The following is an 18,212-nucleotide window of genomic DNA, read 5'->3' as shown; positions in this document are numbered from 1 at the left end:
GTCACCGGCCGGTGCCTCCGTAGACGACGGCCTCGTCCGAGTCGCTGTCCAGACCGAAGGCGGTGTGGACGGCGCGCACGGCCTCGTTGACGTCGTCGGCGCGGGTGACGACGGAGATGCGGATCTCGGACGTCGAGATCAGCTCGATGTTCACGCCCGCGTCGGAGAGCGCGCGGAAGAAGTCCGCCGTGACACCGGGGTTGGTCTTCATCCCGGCGCCGACCAGGGAGATCTTGCCGATCTGGTCGTCGTAGCGCAGCGAGTCGAAGCCGATCGCGCCCTTCGCCTTCTCCAGGGCGTCGATGGCCTTGCGGCCCTCGGCCTTGGGGAGGGTGAAGGAGATGTCCGTGAGGCCGGTGGAGGCGGCGGACACGTTCTGCACGATCATGTCGATGTTGATCTCGGCGTCCGCGACGGCCCGGAAGATGGCCGCGGCCTCGCCCGGCTTGTCCGGCACGCCGACGACGGTGATCTTCGCCTCGGAGGTGTCGTGGGCGACGCCCGAGATGATGGCCTGCTCCACCTTGCGGTCCCCTTGCGGCTCGTTGCTGACCCACGTGCCCTGCAGCCCCGAGAAGGACGAGCGGACGTGGATCGGGATGTTGTAGCGACGCGCGTACTCGACGCACCGGTGCAGGAGCACCTTGGAGCCGGAGGCGGCGAGCTCCAGCATGTCCTCGAAGGAGATCCAGTCGATCTTCTTCGCCTTCTTCACGACGCGCGGGTCGGCCGTGAACACACCGTCGACGTCGGTGTAGATCTCGCAGACCTCGGCGTCGAGCGCCGCCGCGAGCGCCACGGCGGTGGTGTCGGAACCGCCACGGCCCAGCGTGGTGATGTCCTTCTTGTCCTGGGACACACCCTGGAACCCGGCGACGATGGCGATGTTGCCCTCGTCGAGGGCGGTGCGGATCCGACCCGGCGTGACATCGATGATGCGCGCTTTGTTGTGGACGGAGTCGGTGATGACACCGGCCTGGCTGCCCGTGAACGACTGGGCCTCGTGGCCCAGGTTTTTGATCGCCATGGCCAGCAGGGCCATGGAGATCCGCTCTCCGGCGGTCAGCAGCATGTCGAACTCACGCCCGGCAGGGATCGGGGATACCTGCTCGGCGAGATCGATCAACTCGTCCGTCGTGTCGCCCATCGCGGAAACCACGACGACCACCTGGTGGCCGTTCTTCTTGGCGTCCACGATCCGCTTGGCGACGCGCTTGATGCCTTCGGCATCGGCAACGGAGGAGCCTCCGTACTTCTGCACGACAAGGCCCACGTGCGCTCCTCGCTCAGTGTGTGCCGCAGCCGGCGCTGCGATCGCCTCAGTCTAACGAGCGACCCGCGAACGCCTTTGTGATCCCGGATGCTGAGACGGCCCGCTCACGGAATGATCGGGCGGTACGTCGGAGCGGTCCGCTACTTCCTCAGCGGGCGGCTGCGCAGGCCCAGGGGGGCCGCGATCTCCTCCAACATCACGCGGCCCGCCTCCTCGGCGAGGTCGTCCTCGGTGATGTCCTCGTCGATGTCGAGGCCGTCGAGGGCCGCGAGGGGCTGGTCGAGGCGGACGTGGGCGACGAGGGACTGGAGGGCGCGGAGGGTGGCCGAGGCCGTCGGGCCCCAGTTGGAGAAGTACGAGAACTGCCACCACCACAGGGCCTCGCTGGTCCGGCCCGCCCGGTAGTGGGCGAGACCGTGCCGCAGGTCGGTGACGATGGCGGCGAGGTTGTCGGAGATCCGGGCCGGTACCGGGGCCTTACGGGGCTCGTACGGGTCGAAGACCTCGGAGAAGACGTCGACGGGCTCCAGGAGCACGGCGAACCGCTCGCGCAGGGCGTCCGCGTCGGGCTCGGGGCCCGTGTCCGTCTCGTACCGCTCGTCCGGGACGATGTCCTCGTGCGCGCCGAGCCGACCGCCCGCCAGGAGCAGCTGCGAGATCTCCAGGAGCAGGAAGGGGACCGCGCTGTCCGGCTCGTCGCCCTTGGCGACCTCGGTGGTCGCGACGATGAAGCTCTCGATGGAGTCGGCGATCTGGACGGCGAAGTCGTCGGGGTTCTGCGTGATCGCGTGCAGCGTGGGGTCAGACATCGAGGAGCCTCCCTGAGAGCGCGCCGGCCCGGTCGTCATACATCTAGCAGCCTCCGCCCCTCGAAGGCCCGGCCGAGGGTCACCTCGTCCGCGTACTCCAGGTCGCCGCCGACCGGGAGGCCGCTGGCGAGCCGGGTGACCTTGAGACCCATGGGCTTGATCATCCGCGCCAGGTACGTCGCGGTGGCCTCGCCCTCCAGGTTCGGGTCGGTCGCGAGGATCAGCTCGGTGACGGTGCCGTCGGCGAGCCGCGTGAGCAGCTCGCGGATCCGCAGGTCGTCCGGGCCGACGCCCTCGATCGGGCTGATCGCGCCGCCGAGGACGTGGTACCGCCCCCGGAACTCGCGCGTCCGCTCGATCGCCACGACGTCCTTCGGCTCCTCGACGACGCAGATGACGGTCAGGTCGCGACGCGGGTCCCGGCAGATGTTGCACTGCTCCTGCTGGGCCACGTTGCCGCAGATCGCGCAGAACCTGACCTTCTCCTTGACCTCCAGGAGCGCGTGCGCGAGCCGCCGGACGTCGGTGGGCTCGGTCTGGAGGATGTGGAAGGCGATCCGCTGCGCGCTCTTGGGACCGACGCCGGGCAGCCTGCCCAGTTCGTCGATGAGGTCCTGAACCACGCCTTCGTACACGGAACGCCCTTCCAAGGGAGTGCTTGATTCTTACGGTAGTGGCTGGAAGCGAGCCTTAGTAGCCCACGGAGGCGAGGGAAGCCGGAGGCGCGGACGCCCCCGGCCCCCGGGAACCTCAGATGCCGAGGCCCGGCATGCCGCCCATGCCCTGCGCCAGCGGGCCGAGCTTGGCCTGCTGGAGCTGCGTCGCGTTGTCGTTGGCGGCCTGGACGGCCGCCACGATCAGGTCGGCGAGCGTCTCGGTGTCCTCCGGGTCGACCGCCTTCGGGTCGATCACCAGGCCGCGCAGCTCCCCGGAGCCCGTCACGGTCGCCTTCACCAGGCCGCCGCCCGCCTGGCCGTCGACCTCGGTCGCGGCGAGCTCCTCCTGGGCGCGCGCGAGGTCCTGCTGCATCTTCTGGGCCTGCTGGAGAAGCTGCTGCATGTTGGGCTGACCACCACCGGGAATCACGGTCACTCCTGAGGTTCGGTACGTCCGTATGTCGGTACGCCGAGCCTACGTGGTCCCCGCCCGCCCTGCCTCCATCACTCTTTCGGGTGAGAAAGCGCGGGCTCCTCTACCTGATCAAGGCCCTCTTGCGGGCGGAAATCCTGGGATTCCGGGCCCATCGCCCACCATTCGGCGGTAGGAAGGGCGGGCACCACCTGCACCGCACGTCACAGAAGGTCACGAGCGCTGAGCTGAACAGAGGAGTCCCCCGGTGAGCCAGCAGCCGGAGACGCCACCACCGGGGCCCCCCGGGGGAGACGTCCACCGCGATCTGACCGGTACGCCGTTCCCCCTGGGCGACTGGGGCGAGCCGGCCGAGCGGCTCGACGAGCTGTACCGGTGGGTGGAGGCCAACGCCCTGCGCACCGTCGAGTGGTACCTCTCCGACCGGGTCCGCAAGCGTCTCTGCGCCAGGATCCTGCGCATCGGCACGACCACCGGGGTGATCGCGGGCGCCGCCCTGCCCCTGCTCGACCTGACCGGGGTCGCCGAGGGCGCCGCGGGCCTGGGCTACCTCTCGCTGCTGCTCGGTGCGGCCTGTCTGGCCTGCGACCGGTACTTCGGTCTGACGTCCGGCTGGATGCGGGACGTGGCGACCGCCCAGGCCGTGCAGCGGCGACTGCAGGCGCTGCAGTTCGACTGGGCCTCGGAGAGCGTCCGGGAGGTGCTCGGGCCCACGGAGGGCACCGCCAGCGAGGCGGCCGAGCGATGTCTCGGCGTGCTGCGCCGCTTCTCGGAGGACGTGACGGAGCTCGTACGGGCGGAGACGGCGGACTGGATGGTCGAGTTCCGCTCCGGTCCGGCGCCGCTCGCGCTCCAGTCGGTCGGCGTGGTGCCCACCCGGACGGAGGTCCCCCACCCCTCGGGAGCCCGTTTCCCGCTACCGCCCGGCACCCGCCCGAACATGCCGCGGCAGCGGCCCCCGGAGGCCCGCTGAGATCCGCCGGCGCCCCCGGCGGCCCGCTGGGGCCGGTCCGGGGGCTCGGCCTCGCCGCACGCTCGGCTCAGGCCGGCTCGGGCCGGCTCGGCTCAGGCCGGCTCGGCTCAGGCCGGCTCGGCTCGGGCCGGCTAGCTCAGCTCAGCTCAGCTCAGCTCAGGACGATCATCGAGCCCTGCGCCAGGCTCCGGGTCGCCGCCGCGTGCAGTCCCAGCCACACATGGCGCTCCCGTGCGAAGGGTCCCCCGTCCAGCGGGACCGGTACGGCCGGTTCCTCCAGGGCGGTCGGGCGCTCCGGCGGCAGCGGGGCCGCCGGCGGGTTCGCCGGGTCGATGCCGATCGAGGGCGCCACGTAGTGGAGTTCCCGCAGCAGCCCGTACGAGGAGCCGAGCGGTCCGCCGCCCTCGAGGAGCTCGTCGCTGGCGAGCGGCACCGGGAAGTCGACCGGCACGTACGCGCCCGCGTGGTCGTAGTGCCAGACCAGGTGCGACTGTTGGGCGGTCGCCTCGAACATCTCCAGGAGCTGCTCGTAGTCGCCGCCGAGCTCGCCGACCGGCTCGACCGGCAGTCCGCACATCTGGAGGAGGTAGGCGCGCCGCAGGAAGTGCAGGGCCTCGTAGTCGAAGCCGGCCACCGGGGCGACGTCGCCGGAGAGTCCCGGCATGTACGCGTAGACCGGCACGGTCGGCAGTCCGGACGCGCTGAGCACGGCGTCGTACGAGGCGATCTCTTCGGCGAAGGGGTTGTCGGGGCTGTGGCACAGCACGTCGACGAGGGGGACCAGCCACAGGTCACAGGCCAAGGGAGGCTCGCTCTCCGTCAGTTGCGGGGGACGTGTGCGGGAGACACGTGTGGGGACAGTCGCAGGGCGTTGTGCGGGGACGGCCAGGTTAGTCGGCGCCCCACAGGCACCGTCCACCCGCTCTGGACCTGCCCCCGGAGGCCGGCCCTCAACCTCCCCGCCGCTCCAGCCGGTCCGCCCACTCCATCGACTGCGTGTTGTACTGCCGGACCACCGAGACGGCGGACTCGGCGTCGCCGCGCGTGATGGCGTCGACCAGGTCCACGTGCCCGCTCCACAGCCAGCCGAGCATGTCCGGTTCGGAGCGCAGGTAGGGCACGGAGAAGACCCAGGCCTGGACGCGGAGGCGGTGCAGGAAGTCGGCGATGTAGTCGTTGGCGGAGACCAGGCGCCCGAGTTCGCGCCAGTAGCGGATGTCGTACCCGATGAGGATGTCGAGGTCCCCGGCACGGGCCGCGCGGGCGGCCGCCTCGCCGCGGCGCCGTACGGAGACGAGCGCGACCCCGGTCCCGAGGTCGGGTTCCGTGGCCGTGGCGGGGGGCGGGGACGTCGCGGGCGCGTGGCGGCGGAAGATGCCGTCGACGACGAGCATCCGGGCCTCGACCATGCCCCGGTAGTCGTCGACGGAGTACTCGTGGACGCGGAAGCCGCGGTGCTGGTCGGAGTCGAGGAGGCCTTGCGCGCAGAGGTCGACGAGGGCTTCCCGTACGGGTGTCGCGGACACCCCGTACTGCTCGGCGATCTGCTTGACGGTGAACTCCTCGCCGGGTTCGAGACGGCCCGCGAGTACTTCGTCACGCAGCGCGTCCGCGATCTGCTGTCGCAAGGTGTTGCGGGTGACAGCTCCGCTCGCGGGCATCTTGGTCGGTCCCCTCCGTCCGGCTGCGGACACCCTAGTCCAGACGGAGGAGACCTCTCCGGTACGGCGGTTACGCGGTGTGCTCGTCGGCCACCGAGAGGGCCGCGTCGAGGGCCGCGAGGCCTTCCTTGGCCTCGGCCTCGGAGACGTTGCAGGGCGGGACGGCGTGGGTGCGGTTCATGGCGACGAGGGGCCACAGACCGTTCTTCTTCGCCGCCGCGGCGAAGGCGGCCATCGGCGCGTTGGCCTCGCCGGCCGCGTTGTACGGGACGAGCGGTTCGCGCGTCTCGCGGTTCTTGACCAGGTCGAGCGCCCAGAAGACGCCCAGGCCGCGGACGTCGCCGACGGACGGGTGGCGCTCGGCGAGTTCGCGCAGGCCGGGGCCGAGGACGTTCTCGCCGATGTGGGCGGCGTGCTCGACGACCTTCTCGTCCTCCATCACCTGGAGGGTGGCGACGGCGGCGGCGCAGGCGAGCGGGTGGCCGGAGTAGGTCAGTCCGCCCGGGTAGGCCCGCTTGTCGAAGGTGGCGGCGATCTCGGCGTTGATGGCGACGCCGCCGAGGGGCACGTAACCGGAGTTCACGCCCTTGGCGAAGGTCAGCAGGTCGGGCACGACGTCGAAGTGCTCGGCGGCGAACCACTTTCCGGTGCGGCCGAAGCCCGCCATGACCTCGTCGAGGATGAAGACGATGCCGTACCGGTCGCAGATCTCGCGGACGCCGGCGAGGTAGCCGGGGGGCGGGGTCATGATGCCGGCGGTGCCGGGCACGGTCTCCAGGATGATCGCCGCGATCGTCGCCGGACCCTCGAAGGCGATCGTGTCCTCCAGGTGCTGGAGGGCCCGAGCGCCCTCCTCCGCCTCGGTGGTGGCGTAGAAGGGCGAGCGGTAGAGGAAGGGCGCCCAGAAGTGGACGACGCCGGCGGAGGCGGTGTCGGAGGGCCAGCGGCGCGGGTCACCGGTGAGGTTGATCGCGGTGTTGGTGGCGCCGTGGTACGAGCGGTAGGCGGAGAGCACCTTCGTACGGCCGGTGTGCAGCCGGGCCATGCGGACGGCGTTCTCGACGGCCTCGGCGCCGCCGTTGGTGAAGAAGATCTTGTCCAGGTCGCCCGGGGTGCGCTCGGCGATGAGGCGTGCGGCCTCGGAGCGGACGTCGACGGCGAAGGAGGGCGCGAAGGTGACGAGCTTCCCGGCCTGCTCCTGGATGGCCGCCACGACGCGCGGGTGCTGGTAGCCGATGTTGGTGTAGACGAGGCCGCTGGAGAAGTCGAGGTAGCGGTTTCCGTCGTAGTCCCAGAAGTACGAACCCTCGGCGCCGGCGACGGCGAGCGGGTCGATCAGGCCCTGGGCGGACCAGGAGTGGAACACGTGCGCGCGGTCGGCTGCCTTGACGGCGGCACCGGCCTGGGGATCGGGTTCGACGACATGAGGGGTCATGCGGCCGAGGGTAGGGAACCGCAGGTGGGCCGGGCCATGGCCATCTTGTCCATCGAGACCGGGGCGGACGCGACACGTTGCTCCGCCGCTCCCGGACACGACCTTTCTCTTGACAACATGCTGTCGTAATGACAACCTTCTGTCATGGGAATCGAGAGCGACACCACGACCGTCCACCTCGCCGTCTACGACACCCTCGCCGACTGGGAGACCGGCCACGCCACGGCGTGGCTCGCCCGCGCCGGATTCACGATCAGGACCGTCGGTCCGGTCGCCGAACAGCCGGTCACCACCCTCGCCGGGGTCCGGATCGTCCCCGACCTCGCGCTCGCCGACCTCCGCCCCGAGGACAGCGCCCTCCTGATCCTGCCGGGCGCCGAGAAGTACGACGAGGGCGACGACCTCGCCCCCTTCACCGCGAAGGCCCGCGCCTTCCTCGACGCCGGGGTCCCGGTCGCCGCGATCTGCGGAGCGACCGCGGGCCTCGCCAAGGAGGGCCTCCTCGACGAGCGGCCGCACACGAGCGCGGTCTCGTTCTACCTGGCCGCCACCGGCTACAAGGGCGGTGACCACTACGTCGAAGCGGACGCGGTGCGGGACGGGGACCTGATCACCGCCGGCCCGACGGAGCCGGTCGCCTTCGCCCGCGAGATCTTCGCCCGGCTCGGCGCGTACGAGGGCAAGCGGGACGCCTGGTACCGCCTCTTCCACGACTCGGACCCGGCGGCCTTCGAAGAGCTGAACGCGTGAGCCGCGAGCAGCAGGACGCTCTCTCCCGCACGGCCCTCGGCGTCTTCCGCCTCAACGGCCAGTTCCTCGCCGTGTCGGAGAAGCTGGCCGGACCGGCCGGCCTGACCGCCGCCTGGTGGCAGGTCCTCGGCGCCGTCCTCCCCGAGCCCCTCCCGGTCGCCGGGATCGCCCGGGTCATGGGCATCACCCGCCAGAGCGTCCAGCGGATCGCGGACCTGCTCGTACGGGAGGGCCTGGCCGCTTACGAGCCGAACCCGGCCCACCGGCGCGCCAAGCTCCTCGCCCCCACCGAGGCGGGCCGGGCGGCGATCCGCCGCATCGACCCCGGCCACGCGGAGCTGGCCGCCCGACTCCTGCGGGAGCTGGGCGGCCAGGACGCGTTCGACGAGACGGTACGGGTCCTGGACCGGCTCTCGGCGGCCCTGGAGGCGGTCAGCGAGAGGTAGCCGGACCTCCGGGACCGCCCCGCAGCGCCCCCGACACGTACTCCAGCGCCCGGGTGAACTCCGGTTCGGTCAGCCGCTGATCACGTCCACCGGGCAGCGGATGCCGGACGCGCGGGCCAGACGGCCGTCCGCGGTGACCAGCGCACAGCCGTACGCCTCCGCCGCCGCGACGTAGGCCGCGTCGTACGCCGTGAGGTTCCCCCGCAGTTCCCAGATCCGTGGCAGGAGCACGCGCGACAGCGGAACGGCCGGCTCCAGCTTCGCGAGCGCGGCGACGGCGTCCTCGGCGTGCCCTTTGGAGATCTTCCCGCCGAGCAGATTCCCCCGGATCACCGAAAGCACCTCGATCGTCCAGTGCTCCGGCGCGATCCACCTGCTGTCAGCGATGAGGGCGGCCCGGCACCGTTCCCCGACCGTCCCCTCGTCGAGCAGCGAGAACGCGAAGACGGACGCGTCGACGACGATCACTCGCCGCCCTCCGGCACACCGAGCCCGGCATCACGCTCGGCACGCCCGGTCCGCAGGGCCTCCAGTACGTCGACGGTGCGGAGCCGAGTGCCGTACCGCCCGCCGGAGAACCCCTCGATCACGGCCAGGTTGTCGCGGCGCCGCACTTCGTCGGCCAGCACGTCGTACAGGTACGCCTGGAGCGACTGGCCACGCTCACCCGCTATGGCCGCCAGCCGGTCACGCATGTCCTCGGGCACGTCACGAATCTGCAGTGCAACCATGAACGCAGGGTCGCATGCATATGTGCATGCACGCAAGCGCGACGACCTCGGCCTTGCCCGGCGTCCGCCCACGCCCTTCGAACGTACGCGAGAACAGGGGCTCGTCCCAGCGGCGATCGGCCCTGGCCGCGAGGTGGATGCCCTGTCGGATGACCTCCGCCCCGCTCACCGCTCGCCCAGCAGCTCGGACACCGCGCTGCGGAGCAGCAGCGGATGGACGAACCTGTCGGGGCCCGTCGGCGGGAAGCGCCAGGCGAGCGGCCAGGTCCTGCCCGTCAGGGCGGGCACCGGGACGAAGCTGACGTGGGCGGGCCCGGCGTTGAACCGGGTCACCCCGCGCGGCCACGGTTTGCGCGCCGTCGACCCCGGCGGCACGAGGAAGTAGACCCCGCGTCGCCCGTTCGCCTCGACGACGACGGGCCCGGGGTCGCCCCCGGTGAGCGCCTCCATCCAGTCCGCGAGCCGGCGCCCCTCGTCGCCGTCGACGCGGACCGCATCGAATTGCACCCCGGCCTTGCGGAGTTGGAATCCGGAAACTGGAATCCAGTCCACGTTTACTTCCTGATTCTCCTCATTCACGAGGACATGTTCCCGCGCCGGCGCTAGCGTTTTCCACGACTGTGGAGGGCGCGTCGACCACCCCTTGACCTGCGTCAACGGCCTTTCGGGCAGTCGAATTCGGCGGGGAGCGGTTGAGACCGGTTGAGATCGGTTGAGTTCGAATGGGGATCGCGGATGGCGCGAGCGGAGAACAAGGAATCGGTGGGTCCGGCGGCGCGGATGGCGGCGGCGGTGGCGAGGCGAATGCGGATGAAAAGGGGCCTGACGCAGGACCAGCTCGGGGCGCAGATGGGTTTCACCGGCGCGGCGATCAGCGCGATGGAACGGCTGATCCACCCGGTCAGCGACGACATGCTCGTGCAGCTCGAACGCGTCCTGGGAGGCGGGACGGGCATCTTCGAGGAGATGCGGGAGCTCGTACGCCTGGAGAAGCTCCCCGAGCAGTTCCGCGGGTACGCGCCGATCGAGCAGAAGGCGGTGGCGCTGTGGCTGTACGCGAACCACGTCGTCCACGGCCTGTTCCAGACGGAGGCGTACGCGCGGGCGCTGATCGCGGGCGGGTATCCGGAGCCCTCGCAGGAGCGGGTCGAAGAGCTGGTCGTGGCCCGGATGGCCAGGAAGGCGCTGTTCGACCGGAAGCAGGTGTGCGAGATCGAGCTGATCCTCGACGAGTCGGTGCTGCGGAGGCCGATCGGGAGCGAGGAGATCATGCGGGAGCAGCTGGAGTACCTGGCGGAGTGCGCACGGCGGAGGAACGTGAACCTTCAGGTGCTGCCGCTGGACGCGGGGTTGAGCGGTGAGTATGTGGGCGATCACGGCATGATGAACGTGGTCGAGACCCCTGACCACGACCGCCTGGTCTACCTGGAGATCCAGGATGAGAGCCTGCTGATCACCGACCGGGCAAAGGTGAGTAGGTACATGAAGCGATATGCAAAGATCCGGGCACTGGCCCTGGACCCGCGCAAGTCGCTGGGCCTCATCGAACGGTTGGCGGGAGCACAGAGATGAACGACACCCTGCACTGGTTCAAGTCGAGCTACAGCAGCTCCAGTGGGGGCGACTGCGTCGAGGTGGCCATCGCCTGGCGCAAGTCCTCCTACAGCGACAGCGGTGGCGTCAGCTGCGTCGAGGTCGCCACCTGCGCCCACGCCGTCCACCTCCGTGACTCCAAGGTCGGCGACGGGCCCACGTTCGCCGTGGAGCCCGCCGCCTGGACCGCGTTCCTCGCCTGGCAGGACTGATCAGCAGTACAGGTTCGCCCCGGTGGGGACACCCAGGATCTGGGTGAACTGCTGGTACTTGGTGACCCGGCTCTGGACCTGGGCCGGGTTCCTCCCGTCGCACTCCAGCGAGCCGTTGATGGAGCGGATGGTCTGGCCGAAGCCGGCGCCGTTGACCATGGCGTTGTGGGCGGTCATGGTGCCGGGGCCGTTCTGGGTGTTCCAGTACCAGAGGCCCGTCATCATGGCGACGGCCGGCTCGCGCTCGACGCGCCAGGGGTTGTTGAGCAGGTCGATGCCGAGGGCGTCACCGGCGGCCTTGTAGTTGAAGTTCCAGGAGAGCTGGATGGGGCCGCGGCCGTAGTACGCGGCCTGTCCCGCGGGGCAGCCGTAGGGCTGGTTGCGGTCGCAGTAGTGCGGGTAGTTGGCGGTGTTCTGCTCGACGATGTGGACGAGGCCACCGGTCTCGTGGGAGACGTTGGCGAGGAAGGCCGCGGCCTCCTGGCGCTTGACCGTCTCACCGCCGGTGGTGGCGAAGCCGGGGTAGGACTTGAGGGCGGCGGTGAGGCCCGCGTACGTGTAGAACGGGTTCCTGTTCGGGAACATCTGGTTGAACTGGGCCTCGGAGACGACGAACCCGGAGGGGTCCGGGGTGCCCCCGCCGCCGTCCGTGCCGCAGACGCCCTCGTCGCGCCAGACGTCGGAGCCGCCGGGGCGCTCGTTCTGCGTCCACCACTTCGCGTACCAGTTGTGGCCGTTGTACGAGGCGGTCATGCCGCCGGTGTAGACGCTGGCGGAGTTCCAGGCGCCCACGCAGGCGGGGGCGGCGCCCGCCGAGGCGGCGGGGAGGAGTACGGCGAGTCCGACGGCCGTACAGAGCGCGGCCAGCAGGGTGACCAGTTTGCGCAGCATGCATGCTTCCTTCCGGGTGGGGCCGGGTGGGGAAGCCACAGCCAAGCGCGATTGGTCTGAACCTGTCAAGGTCTAGACCAAGACCCGCCCCGGGCGCGGGAAAGCCGCGCGGGTCCACCTGCGACCACGCGCGGCTTCCTCCGGCCGGCGCCGAACTCGGACCCGGGGAGGCCGGTTCAGATCAGCAGCACGATCCGGCCCGGCCTGTGTCCCGCCTCCGCCCTGCGGTGCGCCTCCGCGACCGATTCGAGGGGCATGACGTCCGCCACCCGGGTGATCAGCTCCCGGGCCTCCACCTTCTCCAGGGTCGCCTTCAGACGGGCCGCGTCCGGCCTGGCCCGGACGGTCTCCACGCGGATGTTCCGCTCCCCGACCGGGACGCGGTCGGGGGCGAGCGCGAGGAAGACGCCGCCGTCCTTCAGGACCGGCAGGAGCCCTTCACCCGCGAGGGCCCCGTCGAAGACCGCGTCCACCCGGTACGGATCGCCCTCGGTCACCCGGGCGACCACGTCCTCCGCCGGACCCCGCGTGACGACGTGCTCCGCGCCGAGGACCCTCAGCTCGTGCTCGTCGCCCTCGTGGGCGACGGCCACCACCCGCAGCCCGGCCGCCGAGGCGTACTGCACCGCCAGTCGGCCCACCACCCCGCTCGCGCCGGTCACGACCAACGACGCGCCCGGCTGGAGCCTGAGCCGGTCGAGGCCCTCCAGGGCGGTCGCGGAGGCCAGCGGCACGGACGCCGCCACGGTGAACTCCACGTCGTCCGGGATCGGGGCCAGCCACTCCGGGGCGACCCGTACGACCTCCGCGTACGTGCCCTCGCCCGTCAGTTCCTCGTACCAGGGGATGAAACCGGCCACGCGGGTCCCCGGCGCCATCCCGGGCACCGGGTCGAGCAGCGTGCCCGCGAAGTCCGTCCCGAGGACGAACGGCGGCTTGAGGTCACCGACCGCGTCGGCGTACAGCCCGGCGCGGATCCGCAGATCCGCCTGGTTCACTCCGGCCGCCTTCAGGCGCACCCGCACCCGCCCCGGGACGTCCCCGGCCTCCGGCTCGGGCCGGCGGGCCATCTGGAGGACCTCGGGTCCGCCGTAGGCGGTCACTTCGACGACACGCATGGGGGTCTCCTCGGACGGACGTCAGACGGCATGCCCCCTGGTCGCCATTACACCCACGCCCCCCACCCCCGGCAACCCCGGCCCGTCCACCCGAACGACCCGGCCCACCCGAACGGCCCGTCCATCTGAACGAACGGAGAAGTCCAGGTGGCCGCCCGCTACGCCGCCCCCCCGTTCGTACAGACGTCCGTACCGTCCCGGCCATGGAGTGGATAACCGCCGAGAACGTCATCGCCCTGGGCACGGCGCTCCTCGGTGTCCTGGTCTCGGTCGCGGTCGTCTGGATCGACCGGATCTCGCCGCAGCGCAAGCGGCTCGGCTACCGCGTACAGCTCAACACCCCGCTCCACCGGGAGGAGGACCGGGACAGCGAGGTCATGACGGTGCGGGAGGGCCAGGTGGTCGGGATGGCCCCGCCCGCCAACGAGTCCACGCTCGTCCTCCTCCGCATCGAGAACGACCGGGACCTCGACATCAGCTCCGAGGACTACGGCGCCGCCGCCCACCCCCACGGGCTGCGGATCACCTTCGGCGAGCGGAACGTCGAAGGGGTCGTCGCCACCGTCCCGGCCGGATGGGTGTCCGTACGGGACGACCTGGAGCGCACTCCCCGGCTCGGCCGCGACGGCAGCGCGGTCCTCGTCCCCAAGGTGGCCCTGGAGCGCGGCCAGTACTTCAAGCTGCTCGTGCAGCTCTCCGGCCGGGTCGCCGACAAGGACATCAAGATCGAGGGAACCCTCCAGGGCGGCTCGATCTGGCGCAACAGGAGCACCACCCCCGACGAGAAGGCCGCCCGGTTCAGCCCCACGGCCCGCAACGTCACCGTCATCCTCACCGCCTGCGTGATGGTCCTGGCCTCGATCATCGTCCGGGAGCAGACCCCGCCGCCGATCGGCTGCGCCGAGGGGAGCCTCACCGTCACCGGCTCGACGGCCTTCGCGCCCGTCCTGCGCAAGGTCGCCGAGGCGTACGAGAAGGACTGCGAGGGCTCGACGGTGGTCGTCGACGCGCACGGCTCGACCTCCGGGATCCGGGAACTCGCCGCCGCCGGGGCGAAGACCCCCAAGGGCTCCCCCGCCGTCATCGCGCTCTCCGACGGACGCAGGCCCGGCGGCTACCCCCAGCTGCGGGAGAGCATGGTCGCCGTCTCCCTCTTCACCCTCGTCCTCAACGACGGCATACCCGTCGACGACCTCACCCTGGACCAGATCCGCCGCCTCTACCGGGGCGACATCACCAACTGGAACGCCCTGGTGCCCAGCGTGGACCAGCCGGTCCTGCTCGTCAGCCGCGACGCCAACTCCGGTACGCGCGAGGTCTTCCAGCGCCGAGTCCTCGGCCGCAACGAACCGGCCAACTCCTCCCGCGACTGCGAGAACCTCGACGACCCCGAGGCCGAGGTCATCCGCTGCGAACTCGACTCCACCGAACAGGTCCTTTCCACCGTCGCCCGGCTCCCCGGCGCCATCGGCTACACCGAACTCCGCTCCGGCAGCGGCCTCAAGGGCCTGCACCGGGTGGCCGTCGACGGACGCAGGGCCGTCCTCGACGAGATCGGCGAGTCCAGCTACCCCTACCGGGAGATCGAGTACGCCTACACCTGGGGCGACCCCCCGGCCGACTCGCTGACCTCCAGCTTCCTCACCTATCTGAGCCGGGGCAGCGGCCAGGACGTCATCCGCACCCACGGCCACCTGCCCTGCGCCACCCCCAAGGGGCTGCGGATCTGCGGCGACGGCTGACGCCGGGTCTGGCATCCTCTTTCGACGTGGACCCATTGAACGCGGAAGACCCGGTCAGCATCGGCCCGTTCCGTCTGCTCGGCCGCCTCGGCGTCGGCGGGATGGGCCGGGTGTTCCTGGCCCGTTCGGCCGGGGGACGGACCGTCGCGGTGAAGGTGGTGCACTCCGAGCTGGCCGCCCAGGACGAGTTCCGGCGCCGGTTCGCCCGCGAGGTCGCCGCCCTGGAGCGCGTCGGGGGGACGGGCACGGCGCCCGTACTCGGCTCGGACACCACCGCGAAGTCGCCGTGGGTGGCGATCGGGTACGTGGCGGGGCCGTCGCTGCGGACCGTCGTCGGCGACGAGTTCGGGCCGCTGCCGCCCGCGACCGTGAAGGCCCTGGCCGCCGGACTCGCCCGCGCCCTCGTCCACATCCACACCGCCGGGCTCGTCCACCGCGACCTGAAGCCGTCGAACGTGCTGCTCACCGTCGACGGGCCCCGGATCATCGACTTCGGCATCGCCCGCGCCGTCGACACGGTCGCCGAGGGCGGCAACCTCACCACCACCGGGGCGGTCGTCGGCTCGCCCGGCTTCATGTCGCCGGAGCAGGTGCGGGGCGAGCACCTCACTCCCGCATCGGACATCTTCTGCCTCGGCTCGGTCCTCGCCTACGCGGCGACCGGCCGCTCCCCCTTCGGCACGGCGGACAGCGGCGTCCACGCCACCATGTTCCGCATCGCCCACGACGAGCCCGATCTGACGGATCTCGCACCCGAACTGTCCGGGCTCATCCGCGCCTGCCTCGCCAAGGACGCGCTGGGCCGCCCCTCCGCCGCCGAGATCGCGGAGACACTGCCGGTACCGGACCCCTGGCTCCCTGCGGACGTCCTGACCCGGCTCGGACGGCACGCGGCGCGACTGCTCGAGGCGGAGACGGGGGCGGTGACGGAGGCGGGGACGGGCGCGAGCGCGGGTGGCGGGGCGGCCGGGACGGGGGCCGGGCCCGAGACGGGGGCCAGGAACGGGACGGGGGCGGGGTCCGGGCCGGGCTCGGGGTCCAGAGCGGGCGCGGGGTCCCGGCCGGGGGGTGCCGTATCCGCCGCCGGGGACCCCACGTCGCCCACTCCCCTGCCGTCCACCGCCTCCACGGCTCAGCAGCCGGCGCCCGTACGACGGGGACGCCGTACCGCCCTGGTCGCCGCTCTCGCGGCCCTCGCTGTGGCGGCCGCCGCCACCGCCACGTACACCCTGTGGCCCGACCCGGGCGCCGGCGGCGACGGGCAGAAGGACCGGGGCACCGGTCAGACGGGCGGGACGGTCGGCGGCTCCGCCCGGCCCGCCGGGATCGTCCCGGCCGCGTTCCTCGGCGCCTGGGAGGGCGTCCTGCAGGGCTCTCCCGACCATCCGAGGGAGACCACCCGGATCGAGATCTCCCAGGGCGCGGCCGGCACCAAGAACGCCGTCTACGTCCAGGTCACCGAGAACCGGCTGTGCATGGGCCGCTCCCGGCTCGTCTCGGCCGACGAGGACAAGGTCGTCCTGGGCGAGTCCGACGTGACGACCAGCGTGCCCCAGCAGCGCTGCACGCCCGCCGCGCACCAGACCCTCACCCTGCGCTCCCCCGACGTCCTGGAGTGGACGTCGGGAGCCGCGAAGGCCACCTTCCGCAAGGCCCCCACCGGCACCGAGGTGGTGCCCACCCGCTTCCTCGGCCGCTGGTCCCGCATCCCCGCCCCGGAGGTCTACGGCGAGAACGACGACCGCTACACCTCCGAGGTGACGATCACCCAGGGCCCGGTCGGCGCCCCCGTCGTCGGCGTCATCAACGGCTACCCACGCGTCGTCGACGGCGTACCCACCTCCGAGGACTGGTCCTGCGGCACCACGGCCGTCCTCGCGGGAGCAGGCACCATGCTGGTCGTCGGCCCCGCCACCCGGGACACCGACGCCTGGGACCGCGAATGCCAGGAAGGCCTCTCCGGCTACCTGGTCGTCGACAGACTCAAGGGCAGGGACCGGCTCCTGATCTACCCGATGCTCGACGGCGAACCGAACGAGTACTACCGGTCCTGAACGACGCACGCCGTCCGCGCCTCGGGAAGGAGGCGCGGACGGCGTGCGTCGTCGTGCGTCGTCGTGCGGGTCCGCCGCGGGCGGCAGGTCCTACAGGAACGAGTTGATCTCGATCGTCTCGGTGCGGCCGGGGCCGACGCCGATCGCGGAGATCGGGGCGCCCGACATCTCCTCCAGCGCCTTCACGTACGCCTGCGCGTTCTTCGGCAGGTCCGCGAAGGTCTTCGCCTTGGTGATGTCCTCGGACCAGCCCGGCAGCATCTCGTAGATCGGCTTCGCGTGGTGGAAGTCGGTCTGCGAGTACGGCAGCTCCTCGACGCGCTTGCCGTCGATCTCGTACGCGACGCAGACGGGGATCTGCTCCCAGCCCGTCAGCACGTCGAGCTTCGTGAGGAAGAAGTCCGTCAGGCCGTTGACCCGGGTCGCGTACCGCGCGATGACCGCGTCGAACCAGCCGCAGCGACGGTCACGGCCGGTGGTGACACCCCGCTCGCCGCCGATGCGGCGCAGCGCCTCGCCGTCTGCGTCGAACAGCTCCGTCGGGAACGGGCCGGCGCCGACACGGGTCGTGTACGCCTTGAGGATGCCGATGACCCGGCTGATCTTCGTCGGGCCCACGCCGGCACCGGTGCAGGCGCCGCCCGCGGTCGGGTTCGACGAGGTGACGAACGGGTACGTGCCGTGGTCGACGTCCAGGAGCGTGCCCTGGCCACCCTCGAAGAGGACGACCTTGTCCTCGTCGAGCGCGTTGTTGAGGATGAGGGTGGTGTCCGCGACGAACGGCTTGATCTGCTCCGCGTACTGGAGCATCTCCTCGACGATCTGCGCGGCGTCGATGGCGCGCCGGTTGTACAGCTTGGCGAGCAGCTGGTTCTTGCCCTCCAGCGCCGCCTCCACCTTCTGGTTGAGGATCGACTCGTCATACAGGTCCTGGACCCGGATGCCGACGCGGTTGATCTTGTCGGCGTACGTCGGGCCGATGCCGCGTCCCGTCGTGCCGATCTTGCGCTTGCCGAGGAACCGTTCCGTCACCTTGTCGAGGGTGACGTTGTACGGGGTGATCAGGTGAGCATTGCCGCTGATCAGGAGCTTCGACGTGTCCACGCCTCGCTCGTTCAGCCCGCTCAGCTCGGAGAGCAGGACCGCCGGGTCGACGACGACACCGTTTCCGATCACCGGGGTACACCCCGGCGAGAGGATTCCGGAAGGGAGAAGATGCAGCGCGTACTTCTGGTCGCCGACGACGACGGTGTGGCCGGCGTTGTTGCCGCCCTGGTAACGCACTACATAGTCAACGGATCCACCGAGGAGATCGGTGGCCTTTCCCTTGCCCTCGTCACCCCACTGAGCACCGAGCAGCACAAGTGCGGGCACAGGCGTACACCCCTTCCGGGTGGGGCATGTCCAAGGTCAGGGGCATACGCCGCCTCACCGG

The 18,212-nt window shown here is 71.1% G+C and carries 20 protein-coding genes and 1 pseudogene; 7 read left to right on the top strand and 14 right to left on the bottom strand.

Going from position 1 to position 18,212, the window contains the following annotated elements:
• Window position 1: 1 nt before the first annotated feature.
• From ABZ567_RS14655 to ABZ567_RS14640, 4 genes are all read right to left on the bottom strand, one after another.
• Entirely contained in the window at window positions 2-1,273 is a 1,272-nt protein-coding gene (locus ABZ567_RS14655; protein WP_360788752.1) for an aspartate kinase, read from the bottom strand.
• 140 nt (window positions 1,274-1,413) lie between these two features.
• Complete coding sequence (locus ABZ567_RS14650) at window positions 1,414-2,082, bottom strand: DUF5063 domain-containing protein (protein WP_360788749.1); 669 nt, start codon at window positions 2,080-2,082, stop codon at window positions 1,414-1,416.
• A gap of 35 nt (window positions 2,083-2,117) precedes the next feature.
• The gene (gene recR / locus ABZ567_RS14645; protein ID WP_360788746.1) at window positions 2,118-2,717 is read right to left on the bottom strand and encodes a recombination mediator RecR; all 600 of its coding nucleotides are present in this window, start codon (window positions 2,715-2,717) and stop codon (window positions 2,118-2,120) included.
• A gap of 115 nt (window positions 2,718-2,832) precedes the next feature.
• Complete coding sequence (locus tag ABZ567_RS14640; RefSeq protein ID WP_360788743.1) at window positions 2,833-3,168, bottom strand: YbaB/EbfC family nucleoid-associated protein; 336 nt, start codon at window positions 3,166-3,168, stop codon at window positions 2,833-2,835.
• 250 nt (window positions 3,169-3,418) lie between these two features.
• On the opposite strand from ABZ567_RS14640, the gene ABZ567_RS14635 reads away from it, so the two are divergent.
• Window positions 3,419-4,144 (top strand): SLATT domain-containing protein, encoded by a 726-nt coding sequence (locus ABZ567_RS14635; RefSeq protein WP_360788740.1) that lies wholly within the window; start codon window positions 3,419-3,421, stop codon window positions 4,142-4,144.
• A gap of 151 nt (window positions 4,145-4,295) precedes the next feature.
• Here the strand turns inward: ABZ567_RS14635 and ABZ567_RS14630 are convergent, their stop codons facing one another.
• The 3 genes from ABZ567_RS14630 to ABZ567_RS14620 all read right to left on the bottom strand — a co-directional run bounded on the left by ABZ567_RS14630 (window position 4,296) and on the right by ABZ567_RS14620 (window position 7,240).
• Window positions 4,296-4,946, bottom strand: a complete 651-nt coding sequence (locus ABZ567_RS14630; protein ID WP_360788737.1) for a hypothetical protein — start codon at window positions 4,944-4,946, stop codon at window positions 4,296-4,298.
• Between the two features lie 148 nt (window positions 4,947-5,094).
• Window positions 5,095-5,805 (bottom strand): GntR family transcriptional regulator, encoded by a 711-nt coding sequence (locus tag ABZ567_RS14625; protein WP_360788734.1) that lies wholly within the window; start codon window positions 5,803-5,805, stop codon window positions 5,095-5,097.
• A 70-nt stretch (window positions 5,806-5,875) separates the two neighbouring features.
• Window positions 5,876-7,240: an aspartate aminotransferase family protein gene (locus ABZ567_RS14620; protein ID WP_360788732.1), complete on the bottom strand. Its 1,365-nt coding sequence runs from the start codon at window positions 7,238-7,240 to the stop codon at window positions 5,876-5,878.
• A gap of 144 nt (window positions 7,241-7,384) precedes the next feature.
• Between ABZ567_RS14620 and ABZ567_RS14615 the strand changes: the two genes are divergently transcribed.
• The gene (locus tag ABZ567_RS14615) at window positions 7,385-7,990 is read left to right on the top strand and encodes a DJ-1/PfpI family protein (protein WP_360788729.1); all 606 of its coding nucleotides are present in this window, start codon (window positions 7,385-7,387) and stop codon (window positions 7,988-7,990) included.
• Entirely contained in the window at window positions 7,987-8,436 is a 450-nt protein-coding gene (locus tag ABZ567_RS14610) for a MarR family transcriptional regulator (RefSeq protein WP_360788726.1), read from the top strand. Before ABZ567_RS14615 ends, ABZ567_RS14610 begins: the two co-directional genes overlap by 4 nt.
• A 69-nt stretch (window positions 8,437-8,505) precedes the next feature.
• On the opposite strand, the gene ABZ567_RS14605 is transcribed toward ABZ567_RS14610, so the two are convergent.
• From ABZ567_RS14605 to ABZ567_RS14590, 4 genes and pseudogenes are all read right to left on the bottom strand, one after another.
• Window positions 8,506-8,904 (bottom strand): type II toxin-antitoxin system VapC family toxin, encoded by a 399-nt coding sequence (locus ABZ567_RS14605; protein WP_360788724.1) that lies wholly within the window; start codon window positions 8,902-8,904, stop codon window positions 8,506-8,508.
• Entirely contained in the window at window positions 8,901-9,167 is a 267-nt protein-coding gene (locus ABZ567_RS14600) for a hypothetical protein (protein ID WP_360788721.1), read from the bottom strand. Before ABZ567_RS14600 ends, ABZ567_RS14605 begins: the two co-directional genes overlap by 4 nt.
• Window positions 9,145-9,336: pseudogene (locus ABZ567_RS14595) on the bottom strand (hypothetical protein); the annotation flags it as partial. The pseudogene ABZ567_RS14595 and the gene ABZ567_RS14600, both read right to left, overlap by 23 nt.
• Entirely contained in the window at window positions 9,333-9,719 is a 387-nt protein-coding gene (locus ABZ567_RS14590) for a hypothetical protein (protein WP_360788718.1), read from the bottom strand. The pseudogene ABZ567_RS14595 and the gene ABZ567_RS14590, both read right to left, overlap by 4 nt.
• Before the next feature lie 183 nt (window positions 9,720-9,902).
• On the opposite strand from ABZ567_RS14590, the gene ABZ567_RS14585 reads away from it, so the two are divergent.
• Both ABZ567_RS14585 and ABZ567_RS14580 read left to right on the top strand, forming a co-directional pair.
• Window positions 9,903-10,739: a helix-turn-helix transcriptional regulator gene (locus ABZ567_RS14585; RefSeq protein ID WP_360788715.1), complete on the top strand. Its 837-nt coding sequence runs from the start codon at window positions 9,903-9,905 to the stop codon at window positions 10,737-10,739.
• Window positions 10,736-10,972 (top strand): DUF397 domain-containing protein, encoded by a 237-nt coding sequence (locus tag ABZ567_RS14580; RefSeq protein ID WP_360788713.1) that lies wholly within the window; start codon window positions 10,736-10,738, stop codon window positions 10,970-10,972. Before ABZ567_RS14585 ends, ABZ567_RS14580 begins: the two co-directional genes overlap by 4 nt.
• Here the strand turns inward: ABZ567_RS14580 and ABZ567_RS14575 are convergent, their stop codons facing one another.
• Complete coding sequence (locus ABZ567_RS14575; protein ID WP_360788710.1) at window positions 10,973-11,863, bottom strand: glycoside hydrolase family 19 protein; 891 nt, start codon at window positions 11,861-11,863, stop codon at window positions 10,973-10,975.
• Window positions 11,864-12,039: 176 nt separating this feature from the next.
• Window positions 12,040-12,981: an NADP-dependent oxidoreductase gene (locus ABZ567_RS14570; RefSeq protein WP_360788707.1), complete on the bottom strand. Its 942-nt coding sequence runs from the start codon at window positions 12,979-12,981 to the stop codon at window positions 12,040-12,042.
• Between the two features lie 203 nt (window positions 12,982-13,184).
• On the opposite strand from ABZ567_RS14570, the gene ABZ567_RS14565 reads away from it, so the two are divergent.
• Complete coding sequence (locus ABZ567_RS14565) at window positions 13,185-14,723, top strand: substrate-binding domain-containing protein (protein WP_360788704.1); 1,539 nt, start codon at window positions 13,185-13,187, stop codon at window positions 14,721-14,723.
• A gap of 26 nt (window positions 14,724-14,749) precedes the next feature.
• A complete protein-coding gene (locus ABZ567_RS14560; RefSeq protein ID WP_360788701.1) occupies window positions 14,750-16,777 on the top strand; it encodes a serine/threonine-protein kinase in 2,028 nt (675 codons plus the stop codon).
• A 90-nt stretch (window positions 16,778-16,867) separates the two neighbouring features.
• Here the strand turns inward: ABZ567_RS14560 and ABZ567_RS14555 are convergent, their stop codons facing one another.
• On the bottom strand, window positions 16,868-18,151 hold the full coding sequence (locus ABZ567_RS14555) for an adenylosuccinate synthase (protein WP_030209822.1): 1,284 nt from the start codon (window positions 18,149-18,151) through the stop codon (window positions 16,868-16,870).
• Between the last annotated feature and the right edge of the window lie 61 nt (window positions 18,152-18,212).

The sequence above is a fragment of the Streptomyces sp. NPDC016459 genome (assembly GCF_040632845.1).
Classification (GTDB): domain Bacteria; phylum Actinomycetota; class Actinomycetes; order Streptomycetales; family Streptomycetaceae; genus Streptomyces.
This window is presented reverse-complemented; position numbering and strand designations above follow the sequence as displayed.

Coding starts and splice junctions, on each gene's coding strand:
- ABZ567_RS14650 (WP_360788749.1), bottom strand. CDS start 2,082: ATGTCTGACCCCACGCTGCACGCGATCACGCAGAACCCCGACGACTTC.
- ABZ567_RS14625 (WP_360788734.1), bottom strand. CDS start 5,805: ATGCCCGCGAGCGGAGCTGTCACCCGCAACACCTTGCGACAGCAGATC.
- ABZ567_RS14620 (WP_360788732.1), bottom strand. CDS start 7,240: ATGACCCCTCATGTCGTCGAACCCGATCCCCAGGCCGGTGCCGCCGTC.
- ABZ567_RS14615 (WP_360788729.1), top strand. CDS start 7,385: ATGGGAATCGAGAGCGACACCACGACCGTCCACCTCGCCGTCTACGAC.
- ABZ567_RS14600 (WP_360788721.1), bottom strand. CDS start 9,167: ATGGTTGCACTGCAGATTCGTGACGTGCCCGAGGACATGCGTGACCGG.
- ABZ567_RS14585 (WP_360788715.1), top strand. CDS start 9,903: ATGGCGCGAGCGGAGAACAAGGAATCGGTGGGTCCGGCGGCGCGGATG.
- ABZ567_RS14580 (WP_360788713.1), top strand. CDS start 10,736: ATGAACGACACCCTGCACTGGTTCAAGTCGAGCTACAGCAGCTCCAGT.
- ABZ567_RS14575 (WP_360788710.1), bottom strand. CDS start 11,863: ATGCTGCGCAAACTGGTCACCCTGCTGGCCGCGCTCTGTACGGCCGTC.
- ABZ567_RS14570 (WP_360788707.1), bottom strand. CDS start 12,981: ATGCGTGTCGTCGAAGTGACCGCCTACGGCGGACCCGAGGTCCTCCAG.
- ABZ567_RS14565 (WP_360788704.1), top strand. CDS start 13,185: ATGGAGTGGATAACCGCCGAGAACGTCATCGCCCTGGGCACGGCGCTC.